Origin of the sequence: Nocardia sp. NBC_01327 (genome assembly GCF_035958815.1) — a bacterium.
Taxonomy (GTDB): domain Bacteria; phylum Actinomycetota; class Actinomycetes; order Mycobacteriales; family Mycobacteriaceae; genus Nocardia.
In genome coordinates this window covers 3,402,760-3,415,816 of the sequence record NZ_CP108383.1, presented here as the reverse complement: position 1 = coordinate 3,415,816, position 13,057 = coordinate 3,402,760, and the positions used below count along the sequence as shown (strand labels likewise).

The following is a 13,057-nucleotide window of genomic DNA, read 5'->3' as shown; positions in this document are numbered from 1 at the left end:
ATTGCGGTGAAGCTCCACCAAGGCCGCGTGAAGGTCGGCGCGAGTCGGCAGACACGCTGCTCATGGGTTATGCAGGCCGCCACTGTCGACTGGATTGTCGGCCTCGATCTGGTCGATCTTTGAAGATCGCAGCAGCACAGGTCAGTTTATGCATGACAACGTGGCTATGAGCGTCTTCAACTATGCGAGTTGTTCTCATATATAGCGCTGGCACGCCTCACTTCTGCTGACAGGTGGTCACGGAGAACGTCTGCGAGCTGGTCTCCGGCGGTAGAACGTGGCTGGTCTTTGAGCGTGGCTGCCACCATTCGTGCGACCAGTGTTCCTTCGCCGGACAGCAGGCGGCTGAGCAGATCTGTGAATCGGTCGTCATCGCTATAGCGAGTGCTTTGGGCTGCAAGCTGATTCGCCACGATGGCGCGGACCCAAGGATCATGGTCACGCGATATCGCCCAGAGAGTGTCGAGCGTGCTTGCGTCGTCGCGTCCGGCAATGAGACGGATCGCAGCTTCACGCCGTTTCAGGTCCTCTGAGTGCATTAAGTCCAAGAGTTCGGCACCGGTGATGGCGCTCGGGCGGAGAACTGCCAAGGTGCTGGCCGCCTCGCCGCGAATATCACCTGCAGCCGCCCGACTGCCCGTGCCGTTGAGCATGAGCGCATGTAGGGGTTCGACCAGCGCGTCGACGACCTCGCCGGGAAGGTTGTCACTTTGGCGTCGAAGTAGCTGCAGAGGTCGAGTGAGTCGGATGGGGAAAGGGTTTGGTACTGAAAGCAATTCGATGATCGGTTCCCAGCAAGACGCGGAAGGGTGCCATGCGTTGATGAGGATCAATGTCTCTGCGGGGTCATGGGGGCCGCCCGTGCTCTTACCGGCGCGCAACTCTGCGAGCAGCCGCCGGGTCCGCTCTGCGAGATGTGTGGCCAGTTTGCCTGCGGTTGTGGGGTCAAGATCAGTGACATCTCCGAAGGCGGCCAGCGCATCGAGGTCTCCCTCGCAGATCTTTGCCACCAGCTGTTCTCGATACTCGGGATCCCCGGCGGCGACGACGCCGCTGAAGACGTCAGCGAAGTCACCGGTGGCGCCGGAGAGCCGATTCGACAAGGTGCGGCGATCATCGTCGCTCCAGGCTTCGGGTGGAAGACCTCTGACCACTCCCGACCAGTGGGCTGTGTCTGTGATGCTGTCAGATTGCAGTGCCATGACGTGGTCGATGACTTCGCGTTGCATCACCGGAGAGATCACGGGGACGAGTTCGGTAAGGGTGTCGACCAGGATTACGTTCGTGAAGGCTGGTTTCATCCGTGATCTGAAATCCTCCGGGTCCTTCAGTACTGACAGGATCCAGAGGGCACAGCGATCAGCGGCCTCAGATGTCAGAACATCGGCTGCGGATGCCACCATCTGCAGGGCTGCCCTGATCGAGGTCCTCGTAGCCTGATGGAGGCGCAAGTTCTCCACGGCGACTTGAACTGCGTTCGCGGGTCCCGAACGCAGTACATGCTCAATCGCTTCCTGGATTGCCTCAGCGTCGCCGGCCTGGTGTAGCGCGGTGAGCGCTGTTGCCACAGCCGCAGGGGTGTCTGCGGCGAGGGTGAGGACATGTTTGGCCAGCAGGATTGACGTGTGTCGCCACGATGAATGGTCGGCTGCCATCCCGGCCGCCAGCGACGCTGCCCGTAGCCGCCGCCAGGTGCTGCCATAGGTGTCGCCGTCGAGCGGCCCATTGTTGGCCCAGGCTGTGAAGTGGTCATTGAAGTGGTCTTGCAAGCCCCACGCGATCTCTTGGCTCCGCCACCAGGATGCGATCGTGTCGCGCCCGTTAATTACCGCGGAGAGGTCGGCTCCCCATTGAACCGATGTGAATACTACGTCGGCACCTCCACCAGCGATCGCCATGGCCGTGGGATCGTCAGCAGCGATCGCCCGTAGCCGCTGCACGTCATACCCCAGTGAGCGTGCGGCATCGAGGTCACCGAGTTCAGCGAGGCAGCGGGCTTTGTGTAACCGCAGCCAGTCGTGGTCGACCGGATCGCAATCGTCGAGAGCCAGCACGGCGTCGATGATGTTCATCCCGCCAGTGGGGTCGAGGGTCTCCATTCGCATCGCACAGCAGATGGCAGCCGCAGCGGCGCGCTGGTAGGGGCTGCTCGCAGTGTCGATCAGCGTCTCCACGGTGTCGCTGCGATGCCCTTTCAGGAGTACGTCATAAAGAGCTGCGTACAAGCGCCATCGCCAGTCGTCGGACGCGTGGCATTGGTCAAGATCAGGGACCGGTCTCCGGGTGTCCATGGGTTTCGCTGTGAGATCAGCAAGACGCATATTGACCAGAAGCGCGATCGCTTCGTGCGGCTGTATCTCGCCGGGAGCCCGGTTCGGATGCGGTGCTATCAGGCGCGGCGTCAATAGCGCGTACCGCAGCTGATCCGGCGGCAATATTCGCTCACCGCCGCCCCAGGCGCTGCCTTCCCATCGCGCACCGACCCGTCTGCTGGTACCGATTCTCAACAGTTCGTCGATGTGGTCGGCGTCTACCGTCGAGGACTTCGGGACCAGGATCTTCGCACCCTTGCCGGTAGACACGACCCTCTCCGCGGTGACGTGGACCCAATAGGACGTGTCATCGGACTCGTCGTGCAACACAACCAGGTGTGGTGACGTGTGATGTATCCAGGACTTCAGATGCTCAGCGTCGTCGTCTCGGAACCACCAACCCTCGACCTCGCGGGTCGCCCCGCGCTTCGGTTCGTCGAAGTGGGAGTCACCTGATTTGACTTGGGCGCCGACTATTGCGCCGAGGTCGAATCTCCGATCATCCCGCACCTGTAGCAGCAGGTCAGTGCCAACTTCGCCAGCTGGATTCGGAGCGACATGCCACCCGAGTCGCCTAAACTTGAGGGTTACCGCGTCCGTCCCGATGTTGCCGGTCTGTTCGGATTCACTACCGCGCAGTCCCATGACTCAATCCCATGCAAGTAGGGCGATGAACACACTACAGTCGCAACAGGTTGCAGACCGTGTGTTTGCTCAACACTAGCTAACCGAACATCTCCGGTGAGGCCTAAGCGGCAATTGATTTCGCCGCCAGACGGGCGTGCTCGGTCTCGAAGCTGCTTCCCGAGATGATCTCGGCCCGATGATCTCTGGGCCTGTGGTCGGATCGTTCGGTTGTGTTCGGTTGCGCCAGGTACGAACGCATGTCTTAGCTGTTCAGGGCAGGTGTGGTGTGCGGTTGCCCGATGGTGGTGCGGCGGAACACGTTACGCGTCGATCGTCATCACTATGCCAGAGATCCTCGCCTGGATCGGCGCGCTTGTTCTCCTGCTCCAGGCCGCCTCCCACATCCCTGCCGCCTTGACCGAATTGGTTCGGGCCTGCAAACAGCTGCTGGATGCGGTGCGCGAGCTCCGCGACCACGACTGTTGACAGCGCCCATGGCAGCCCGAATCTTCCGACATGACATCCGCTGGAACCCGAAAGTGAACATCTGCCGGGCCCACGCTGGGAAGGTCTCAGAGCCGGGCAACCCGACGACGCCCGGCCCACCGATGCGCTTCGCGAGTTCGCTGGCACGGCAATACTGTTGGCTTGGCGCAGCCCGCCAATCATTACCAGACTGTTCGAACTATGTGAGGCAGAAGATCGGTGACCGACGTCGACGCAGTGATGACACCGCAGGATCTGCGTACGGCGCTGCGTGCGTTGTTCAAGAGCAAGCACTTGAGCCAGAACCGTGTCGTCGCCCGGGTCAACGACGCCGGTGGCGATCTGGGCAAGTCAACGCTGAGCAACATCCTGAGTGGTGCCACCCACCTGCCCCGGTGGGACACCGTCGAACCGATCTTCACAGCGTGCCAGGTGACCGGCAGGGAGCTGGTGGCGTGGGAGCACGCCTACCAGCGTGCGAGTCAGGACGGGGCTGGAGAACCACTCACCGAGGAACTGGACCCGATCGAACTCGGAGTGCACAAAGCCATCATTGTCAGTCGGCCGTGTCACGATGACGGCACGCTGACACCCTATGTGCCGCGCCCTCACGACACCGCCCTGTCTGAGATCGTCACTGCAGTCGAGGCCGGGCACAGCAGGTTCGTGCTGCTACTGGGGGATTCCTCCACCGGCAAGACACGCGCCTTATGGGAGGCGCTGGCGCCGCTTCGGGAGCGCGGTGGGTGGCAGCTGTGGCATCCGACCAGCCCAGACCGTCGCACCGCGCTACGCGAGGATCTCGGGCGCGTGCGACCACGCACTGTGGTGTGGCTCAACGAGTCTCAGGAATACCTCGGCGGAGATGGACGCAGCGGGGACGAGACGGCCGCGGTCGCACTGCGTGACCTGCTGCGTGACCCGGTCCGCGGCCCAGTCCTGATCGTGGGCACAATATGGAGCGAGTACTACACCGAGCTGCGCAGCCCGCACGCCTCGCAGGTACGAGACCTGCTCGACAACAGCGCCACAATCCTTGAGGTCCCCGCTTCCTTCGCCGACGCCAACCCTGCGGCACTAGCCACGGCCGCCACGACAGATCCGCGGTTCAGCGTTGCGCGTGAGCGGGCTGAGCACGGGCGCATCACCCAGTACCTGGCCGGCGGCACGGAGCAGCTACACCGCTACGAGCACGAGCTCACCGCCGCTGCGAAAGCGATCGTGAAAATCGCGATGGACGCCCGCCGCATGGGACACCGCAACGCCATTCCGCACGGGTTGCTGGCCACCGGCACCCACTCCTACATTCCTGACCAATGGAATGCCGTTGCCGCAACGCCTGATTGGCTCGAAAAGGCGCTGGCCGAGTCGGCGCGCCCCTGTAAAGGTGCCGACGGGCCGCTGACCCGCATCGCAGCTGCACCCACGCGTTCCCGAAGCCGATCCCACACAAACCCGTCTGCAGAAGCGAGTACGGCCAGTGGTCCGGTGTATCAACTAGCCGACTACCTCGACCAGCACGGCCGCACCGAGCGCGAGCAGATCATCCCACCCATCGACTTCTGGGAAGCTCTCACCGACCATGCCCACCCCGGCGACCGCACCGCCCTGGGACGAGCCGCACGCAATCGTGGCCTCTACCGCGACGCCGCTCAACTGTGGGTCGAGGCCACCCTTACTGGAGACATCGCCGCCGCTGCCGGATTGATTGATCTGCTTCGGATCGTGAACCCTCGTGACGAACGGCCAACCGACTGGGTGATCAACCACATCATTCCGGACAAAACCAACAAGCCTGAGGTTGCGGCGTTGTTGAAGGAGCTGCGTAAGGGGGGAAAGGTGGATCAGTCACGGGCGCTGGCCGAGCGGACTGTCCCCACCGTCGTCACCAGCGACCCAGTCGAGATCGCGGAGCTGCTGGAGGAATTGCGGATAGGTGGGTGGACCGACCAAGCACAAGAACTGGCCGAGCGCGCTGTGCTCACCACCGATCTCAACAGCAGCTTCTACAGCCTCGCGGGGCTGCTGAGCGAGCTACGGGCAGGCGGATGGACCCGCCAAGAACAGGACCTGGTCGAGCGCAAGGTGTGCGCAGTCATTCGTCGCGGCGACCCGTACAGCGTCGCGTGGTTGCTGGAGGAATTGCGGGAGGGCGGATGGACCGACCAAGCACGAGAACTAGTCGAGCACGCCCTACCCGCCATTGCTCGTTTCGACGACTCATCCGACGCCGCGTTCTTGCTGAAGAAGCTGCGGGAGGGCGGATGGACCGACCAAGCACGAGAACTAGTCGAGCGCGCCGTATCGCCCGATGTTCTCGATGACCCGTACGGCATTACGGAGCTGCTGAAGGAGCTGCGGGAGGGCGGATGGACCGACCAAGCACGAGAACTAGTCGAGCATGCAACATCTGACGGTCTCTATTTCTACGACCCGGTCGGCATCGCGTGGCTGCTGAAGGAATTGCGGGAGGGCGGATGGACCGACCGAGCACGAGAACTGGTAGAACACGCAACATCTGGGGCCGATCTCCAGGACCCATTCGGCGCCGCGGAGCTGCTCAAGGAGCTACTGGCCGGCGGGTGGACCGACGAAGCACGGGCGGTGGCCGAGCGTGCCGTGTCGGCCGTCGATCCTGTCGGACCAGTCGGCATCACGTGCCTGCTGGAGGAATTGAGGAAGTGTGAGTGGACCGACCAAGCACGAATCCTGGTCCAGCGCGCCGTGCCCGCCATCGAACTCTATGACCCGATCGACGTCACGGCGCTGCTGGAAGAGTTAAGACACGGCGGGTGGACCGACAAAGCGCAGGAGTTGACCGCCCGACTACCGGGCGCCGGGAGCTTCGATCTCTTTCTGGGGAACATCACGAACCCGGAGGACTACCGGTTCGGGCGGGAGCCCGATGGCACCGGCTCCCCCGACTGGACCTGGGACGACCTGTTCTGACCGACCCGCAAACTAGTCGTCACTGGGTTCCGGCCTGGTGTGACCAACGCCTAGAATATTTCTGGCTCGACCAGCGACTCTGAATCCCTGCTCCAGAATCCTCAGTGCCTCGAGCGCGTCGTGGGGATCCACCGGGACTGGCGTGCCGTCGCTTAGAGCATCGGCCATCACGCGATAGAACGCGGGGTAATCGCCAGGCTCGGTGGGAATCCGACTAAATACCGTCATCGGTCCCTAACTGGCCCCAACAGTCGGGTTCGACCGTGCCCCAGGGATCTCCTTTACCTGGGCGTCGGCCGGAGCGCAGGGCGGCTTCCTGTGAATCGAAACCGTGCAGGACGAAGGCACCTTCGGATCCCAAAATGCGGAACCGGGGGCCGATCTGTGCCGATACTGCGCTCATCCACAAATGAGACCGGACGCCTGAAGCGTGGGTGAGGGCAAGGAACGCATCGTCATCGGCCTGCACCCCGGGACGTCGGCGGTCGAGTTCGCAGTAGACATCGGTGACCGCGCCGAACAGGGTCAGCACCTGGTCGACGAGGTGGCTGCCAAGGTCGTAGAGATATCCGGCGCCGTCGGCGGCTGAACCGAGCTCACGCCAGCCGCCTTTGCCCACCGGTCGCCACCGCTCGATCCACGACTCAAATCGCCGTACCTTCCCCAAGCGGCCGTTCGCCATCAAGGTTTGGACCGTGCGGAAGTCGCCGTCCCACCGTCGGTTCTGGAACACCGAAAACGCCACCCCACGCCGATCGGCCGCAGCGATGACCTGCTCGGCCTCGGCCGAGGTGACGGTGAACTGTTTGTCCACCACTACCGATATCCCGGCCTCGATCGCCGCCAGCGCGATCGAGGCATGGGTTCGATTGGGTGTCGCGATCACGACCAGATCGATTCCCGAGGGATCAGCGAACAGCTGCCCGGCTGAGGCGAGGACCCGTACCCCCGGATGTTCCCGGCGCGCCTGCTCGGCGCGTTCGGCCGACGAGGTGACTACCACGTCCAAGCGCATGCGTGGTTCGGCGGCGATCAGTGGTGCATGGAACACCGATCCGGCCAGCCCGTACCCCACCACTGCCACTCGAAGTTCCGCCATCTCACTCCCCTAACACCGATGATCCGGCCCTTCCGCAGCTGCGGTCTGGCCATGCCGGGAACTGTGATTCACCTATGCAATGTGGACTGGATTTCGCGAGCCAAGTTGCGGTTTCCGGCGGCAATGAATCTCTGACGTGTATTCATGGCTTTGTTGATGTCGGACATCGAGTTCAAACGGTAGTCCAGTGGGATATCTCTGCCGTCGAGGTCGGTCACGATACCGCCTGCGGCGTGCAGGATGTAGTGCCCTGGCGACAGGTCCCAGATGGCGAAGCCTTTGGCGAATTCGATCATGGCATCGGAGAATCCGGCCGCGACGTGACACAAGCCGATCGATCCGAAATCAACACCGATACGCCCGTTCATCGTTCCGTTCCCGGCCGGAGCGCTCAGCGCTTTCAGAAATTCTTGCTGCCCTGCCAATGGCTGGAATCGTTGCGCAGGTCGCATGAGGTAATTGGTGACCAATGCGTCCGGCAGTGAGGCTTGCGATGGCCGAGCGAGAGCGTGTCGGGCACCGTCCGCGGTGATCATGAGCGCTCGGTCGTTTCCGGCTTCGTCCATGGCCGCGACGTAGATCTCGATGTGGTGAAAGATGTCGCCGACCACCGCGGCGACGGGCCGTGCCAGTTCGCGTGAGTAGACCAGGACGTGGGTGTATCCGTACAGGCCACGTACGGCCAGCTCGCTGGTGTCGAGCGGGTCGACCAGCACACACAGGTCGGGGTCCGAGTCCGGGCCGATGACCTCGGGGTCGGCTTCCTCGGAGGCGTAGACGAACGATGGGATCTTCTGGGCCAGTAGCTCTTTGTAGCGTTGGTGCATCCACAGGTCGTAGTCGGAGAGGAAGTTGTCGCTGTGGCGCAGGTTCTCGTTCTCTGCCCGATGACCGGTCAATGCGGCGTCTATCAGGCGCGGACGGATTTCGGTGATCATCTGGCGCACCAAGTCGGCGATGTGGTGTGCCAGTTCGGTGATCGTTGCCCCAGTGGTCATTCCGGGTCACCTTTCGACTGTTGTGTCATCGCAGCTCCATAGGAGGTTCGATTCCCGGCGGGTTCATGGTGGCAGCGATGAAGATGGCCTCGAAACCTGCGGCGCGCATGATTTTCGCACCGGTCAGGTCGTCGAAGCTTTCCACCGTCAGGACGCGGCTCTTGGTCATTGCACCGAATACCGCGAAGTACAGTTCGGCGTTCGGGTATCTCACACGTACAGTGATCTTTCCAGTGCGGCAAGGCATCTCAGGGGCGGAGGAATCGCCCAGCTGACCGAATCGCGCAGGAACCGCTACTCCTGCACCGTCGCGATTCGATCGAGCACGACGAACGCTGGCGGTGTCACCGCGGCGCTGCGGCCACAGTCGCCTCGTCCCAGTAACTGGGGTTGCGGCCGTAGTTGGGTGTAGTGAAGGCGCGATCCCATTGCGCACCTTCGGCAATGAGCTCACGCCAGGGCGCGACCTCGACGTAGAGGACACGCATCGAATTGAGAGCGCCGTGGTGAAGGTCGGGCCCGTCGGTGGAGACGGCGTCTTCGGCGACGGCCACCTCGTAGTTGCGTTCGAGGGCCGCTCGGACCGTCGCTTCCACGCACACGTTGGTTTGCAGTCCGGCGACAAGGAGGCGTTGGACGCCAAGGCTTCTCAGGATCGGATCGAGCTCGGTGTAGGCGAAGAAACTGTGCCGGGTCTTCTCGAGCACCAGATCCCCCGGCGCGGGCGCGATAACGTCGATGAGCTGGCTGCCCCATTCTCGCTGCGCGGCTGTCAGTACCGGCAGGTGGGAGGCACGTGATTGCTGATGCCGGGCTGCTCGCGGATTGGCGGCTAGCCAGCCGGCCGGGCTGGTTATCTGTCGCGAGTACACGATTTGGATCCCGGCCGACCGGGAGGCAGCCAGAAGGCCGGCGCACTCGCTGATGGTCTCGGTCAACCGCCAAATCGGCGGCCAACCCAACATATCCCGCACCCGGTCGTCCGCGAGGTAGCCGTTCTGCACATCGATCATCAACACCGCGAGATCCGCCACGGCACATCCTCTCCTACCCGGATTTGCGCCCCCAACGGCGTCGTACCGATCATCCGCCGCACGAACAGCGCGCGTGCCGAATCCGCTCTCTCCGACTTCAAAGCGCCAACGAGGCCCCCGGCACCATCGCGAGCGGGCCGTGATCGATAACCAATGGCGCTCGCAACCTCTGGCCATCATCATGTTCCGATGACCGACAGCGATCAGGATTCCGCTCGGATCAAATGGGGAGACCTGCCCGACTGTGTCCGTACCGCAGTCGAGGAGCGACTAGGTGGACAGGTCATTGCCGTCACTGAGCCACCTGGAGGTTTCAGCCATGGTATGGCCGCGCTTCTCGAATTGTCCTGCAGTCAGACAGTTTTCGCGAAAGCGATCTTCGTCGACGACCCCCTCGCTGACCCTTACCGACGGGAAGCCCAGACCGCCGCTCGTCTTCCCGACACGGTGCCCACTCCGCGGATGTTGTTCTCCCTGCAGGCGGCGGATTGCCTGGTCCTCGTCTTCGAGGCCGTCGCTGGCCATCACCCACGGCTCGATTACCCCAACGAGCTGGCAGCGGTACTTCGTTGCGTTGAGTACATGGGGTCAGCGCTGACACCGAGCCCACTGCCGGATACGCCGACGATCGCGCAGTCCTATGGGCCGGAACTCACCGCATGGCAGCAGTTCGCCGACGAAGGCCCACCTCGAGATCTCGACGAGTGGTCTCGTCGTCACCTGGGCAGCTTGGCAGAACTGGAAGCAGCCTGGTGCCCGGCCACAGTTGGGGACACGCTGTTGCACACCGACCTTCGTCCCGACAACATGCTCGTACGCCACGATGACGGTACCGTTGTCGTGGTCGACTGGGCGTGGTCATGCCGGGGAGCGGCATGGGTCGACCTGGCATCGCTTGTGCCCTCGCTACTTAGCGAAGGTGTCGACCCCTCCCCGATTTTGGCCTCCAACCCCATTACTGCGGAAGTCGACCCGGCAGCGATCGATGCATTCATCTGCGCATTGGGAGGCTATTGGGCACGCAACAGCAGGCTGCCCTCTGCACCGCGATCACCGCACCTACGCATCCACCAAGCTCACAAAGCCGAACTCGCAATCTCCTGGATAGCTCGCCGAGTTGGATGGCAATAGCCAACGAACGCAGCGGCTCCTACGTGCAGTTCGATTTCGAGGCCTTCCGGGTAAACCACCGTTACCCGTCGCCGGTTCAAGACTCCCCTCCTACCCAGGAAGCTGCTCTACGGCGGTGCGACAACGCAATGTGATCGTCCATGTGCCATGACCGCGGGCGAGAAATCCGGTAAGACTGGGTGATTCGACGCTATGCGCCCATACCTGAGGCGGGACCATCACATCCTCGACAGCTCGGCGATGAGAAGGGTTCCTCTCACCTTGCAGATCGATTCCGCGCGGCGCGAACTCGAAGATCGCGGCTTCTCGGTGGTGTCGCAGCTGGTTCCGTCTCTGGTGCGTCGCGCTGTGGCCTATGAGGCGATCCGATTGGTCGAGCACGCGGGAGTTCGCCGTGATCTGGTGCTGGCCGAGACTGGCTTCACTCCGAGACAGATGCGGAACGTGACCAGAGCCCAGATCGCCGAGAGCGGGTCGAGGATCCCGAGGATCTACCAATCCGAGGTATTACTCGAAGGGCTCAGTCAGCTGATCGGGGAGCCGGTTCACCGCTGTCCGTATGAACCGGAGCAGTTCGTCGTCACTCGGTTGGAGCACGCTGGCGATACGCACGGATGGCATTGGGATGACTACAGTTTCGCGCTGGTGTGGATTGCCGAGTGCCCTCCAGCTGCCGATGGCGGGTTCGTCGAGTGCGTGCCGGGCACGGCGTGGGATAAACAAGATCCGGGTATCGAGAAGATACTCCGTGAGCGAGACGTACATCGTTTGGAGATCGGAGCGGGCGAGGTGTACCTGATGCGCACCAAAACCACGATGCATCGAGTGCATCCACTCCAGCGAGGACGACGAACGATCGTGAACATGGCCTTCGCGGCAGCGGGCGAACTCAGCATGCCTGTGTCGCACGAAACGATGGATGCGCTGTGGTCAGTTCCCCAGGTTCGAACGAACGGAGTTGTTCGATGCAACGAATTCAGTTGACCTCAGTGGACGGAATCCCGCTCGATGGCGCTGTACATCCGACATCGGCGACACCAGCCTGCGGTGTGGTACTGCTGGCACACGGCATCACTGTGGACATGAACGAGGGTGGGGGGATGTTCGTGCGACTGGCGCAGCAACTATCCGATGCCGGGTTCGACGTGGTGCGATTCTCCTTCCGTGGCCACGGCGACAGCGGCGGAACCTCGCGCGGAGTAACCATCGCCGGTGAGTGCCTGGATCTCCAGAGCGCAGTAACCTTCGCGCGGGACAGATTCGCCGGTCCTCTGTCGATCGTGGCCGCTAGTTTCGGCGCCGTTTCGACGGCACTGTCGTTGCCTTGGCTGGCCCGCAACAGTCTTCACCGACTCGCGCTCTGGAACCCGGTACTGGACTTGCACCACACTTTCCTGGAACCCGAGCTTCCTTGGGGCAAGGAGAACTTCGGGCCGGCCGGTCAAAGTCAGTTACTGGACAAGGGATTTCTCGTCGTCGACGACGAGTTCGAGCTGGGGCGAGTGTTGTTCGTCGAATTCGCGCAGTATCGGCCGCTGGAGAACCTGCTCGCGAGCAACGTCGAAACGCTGATCGTCCACGGTGATCGCGATACCGCAGTGTCCTACGACATCGCAGCCGACGTTGCGCAGCGCCGACCACACACTGCGCTGCACACCGTTGTCGGCTCCGATCACGGGTTCGACGGGCGCGCACGGGAAGACGAGGCTATCGCGATGACGGTCCGCTGGCTGATCAAACAATCTCCCACCAAGCCATGAGAATCACGGACCTGTATGCGCCGGTTCGGTTCGGCGAGTCGGTCGTTGTCGGGGAACAGTGCGTGCTCGGGTACCCGAAGGAGTCCCGCATCCGCGATGCCCAAAACGGGAATCTTTCAGCTGGCGAACCAGTGTCGGTCGGCGACCGCAGCCTGCTGTTCAATCATGTGATCGTGAACGAGGGCACCGTCTTTGGCCCGGACTGCGTCATCGAGGACCGCGCGCGGGTTGGATACGGATGCACGGTCGGCGATCGCACTCGGATTGTGCACGGCGCTTATATCTGTGATCGAGTCAGAGTCGGCTCGGATGCGTGCGTGGCCGGGTTCGTCTGTGACGCAACGATAATCGGAGACCGGTCAACGGTCATGGGCGATCTGGTGCATGAGTACACCCGCCCGGACCTCGGATGGTGGGGCGTTGACGAAGCTCCCCCGGTCATCGCGCCGGACACTGTGATCGGCTTTGGTGCTCGAGTTGTCGGAGGTGTACGTGTCGGGCCGCGAAGCTACGTGGCGGCCGGAGCCGTCGTAACGAAGGACGTCCCGCCCGAGCACATCGTGACCGGGGTAAACGAACACACACCTATCACACGCTGGACAGGCAAACGGCTGAGCTCGCTCATTGCGCAGTGGACAACGTCGCCTCGCGATTAGCCGCG

11 protein-coding genes are annotated in these 13,057 nt (G+C 62.6%); 6 read left to right on the top strand and 5 right to left on the bottom strand.

Features of this window, described 5'->3' with window-relative positions; all coding sequences use genetic code 11:
• Positions 1-176: 176 nt before the first annotated feature.
• Positions 177-2,957 (bottom strand): DUF4365 domain-containing protein, encoded by a 2,781-nt coding sequence (locus OG326_RS15180; RefSeq protein ID WP_327145272.1) that lies wholly within the window; start codon positions 2,955-2,957, stop codon positions 177-179.
• Between the two features lie 324 nt (positions 2,958-3,281).
• On the opposite strand from OG326_RS15180, the gene OG326_RS15175 reads away from it, so the two are divergent.
• Together OG326_RS15175 and OG326_RS15170 are read left to right on the top strand one after the other, a co-directional pair.
• Positions 3,282-3,425 carry a hypothetical protein gene (locus OG326_RS15175; RefSeq protein WP_327145271.1) on the top strand — a complete coding sequence of 48 codons (144 nt, stop codon included), beginning with the start codon at positions 3,282-3,284 and terminating at the stop codon, positions 3,423-3,425.
• A 219-nt stretch (positions 3,426-3,644) separates the two neighbouring features.
• Entirely contained in the window at positions 3,645-6,374 is a 2,730-nt protein-coding gene (locus tag OG326_RS15170) for a hypothetical protein (protein WP_327145270.1), read from the top strand.
• A 214-nt stretch (positions 6,375-6,588) separates the two neighbouring features.
• Here the strand turns inward: OG326_RS15170 and OG326_RS15165 are convergent, their stop codons facing one another.
• The 4 genes from OG326_RS15165 to OG326_RS15150 all read right to left on the bottom strand — a co-directional run bounded on the left by OG326_RS15165 (position 6,589) and on the right by OG326_RS15150 (position 9,505).
• Positions 6,589-7,473 (bottom strand): Gfo/Idh/MocA family protein, encoded by an 885-nt coding sequence (locus tag OG326_RS15165; protein ID WP_327145269.1) that lies wholly within the window; start codon positions 7,471-7,473, stop codon positions 6,589-6,591.
• A gap of 68 nt (positions 7,474-7,541) precedes the next feature.
• Positions 7,542-8,411 (bottom strand): inositol monophosphatase family protein, encoded by an 870-nt coding sequence (locus OG326_RS15160; RefSeq protein ID WP_327145268.1) that lies wholly within the window; start codon positions 8,409-8,411, stop codon positions 7,542-7,544.
• A gap of 85 nt (positions 8,412-8,496) precedes the next feature.
• A complete protein-coding gene (locus OG326_RS15155) occupies positions 8,497-8,685 on the bottom strand; it encodes a hypothetical protein (RefSeq protein WP_327145267.1) in 189 nt (62 codons plus the stop codon).
• A gap of 130 nt (positions 8,686-8,815) precedes the next feature.
• Positions 8,816-9,505, bottom strand: coding sequence for a cysteine hydrolase family protein (locus tag OG326_RS15150; protein WP_327145266.1), 690 nt, complete (start codon positions 9,503-9,505; stop codon positions 8,816-8,818).
• 189 nt (positions 9,506-9,694) lie between these two features.
• On the opposite strand from OG326_RS15150, the gene OG326_RS15145 reads away from it, so the two are divergent.
• From OG326_RS15145 to OG326_RS15130, 4 genes are all read left to right on the top strand, one after another.
• Positions 9,695-10,636: a phosphotransferase family protein gene (locus OG326_RS15145; protein ID WP_327145265.1), complete on the top strand. Its 942-nt coding sequence runs from the start codon at positions 9,695-9,697 to the stop codon at positions 10,634-10,636.
• A 261-nt stretch (positions 10,637-10,897) separates the two neighbouring features.
• Positions 10,898-11,620: a HalD/BesD family halogenase gene (locus tag OG326_RS15140; protein WP_327145264.1), complete on the top strand. Its 723-nt coding sequence runs from the start codon at positions 10,898-10,900 to the stop codon at positions 11,618-11,620.
• The gene (locus tag OG326_RS15135) at positions 11,602-12,396 is read left to right on the top strand and encodes an alpha/beta hydrolase (RefSeq protein ID WP_327145263.1); all 795 of its coding nucleotides are present in this window, start codon (positions 11,602-11,604) and stop codon (positions 12,394-12,396) included. The genes OG326_RS15140 and OG326_RS15135 overlap by 19 nt, the downstream gene beginning before the upstream one ends.
• Complete coding sequence (locus OG326_RS15130; protein ID WP_327145262.1) at positions 12,393-13,052, top strand: acyltransferase; 660 nt, start codon at positions 12,393-12,395, stop codon at positions 13,050-13,052. Before OG326_RS15135 ends, OG326_RS15130 begins: the two co-directional genes overlap by 4 nt.
• The last annotated feature ends 5 nt before the right edge of the window (positions 13,053-13,057 follow it).